General features: G+C 56.7%; 1 protein-coding gene. It reads right to left on the bottom strand.

Annotated features, from left to right (window positions below; genetic code table 11):
• The coding region (locus A8805_RS22310) for a collagen-like protein (protein WP_207657680.1) at positions 1–524 on the bottom strand (524 nt) is incomplete at both ends.

The following is a 524-nucleotide window of genomic DNA, read 5'->3' as shown; positions in this document are numbered from 1 at the left end:
GGACCAGTAGGACCAGTTGCACCGTCAGCACCGGTAGGACCAGTTGCGCCGTCAGCTCCTGTCGGGCCGGTAGGACCTGTTGCACCAGTGGGACCACCTGTAGTATCTTCTATCGTAACAATTGCAGATCCCTGTGTTACTGTAATGTCCAGTGTAGAGGACTGGAATGTTAAGTTTTCATCCAAACCTAATACTGCTGAACCAGTTACACCATTTACATTAAAGAGTGGTGTTCCAGGTGCTAAAATACCAGTAGGACCAGTTGCGCCAGTCGGGCCAGTAGGACCAGTTGCGCCAGTAGGACCAGTTGCGCCAGTAGGACCAGTTACCCCATCTACGCCAGTTGCGCCAGTAGGACCAGTCGCGCCGCTTGCACCAGTAGGACCAGTTGCGCCAGTAGGACCAGTCGCGCCGTCTGCACCAGTAGGACCAGTTGCGCCAGCAGGACCAGTCGCGCCGTCTGCGCCAGTTGCGCCAGCAGGACCAGTTGCGCCAGTAGGACCAGTTACCCCATCTGCGCCAGT

The sequence above is a fragment of the Faecalicatena contorta genome (assembly GCF_003149105.1).
In the GTDB taxonomy this organism is placed as follows: Bacteria; Bacillota; Clostridia; order Lachnospirales; family Lachnospiraceae; genus Muricomes; species Muricomes contortus_C.
Note: the sequence above shows the minus strand (reverse complement) of the source record. Positions and strands in the feature narration are given on the sequence as shown.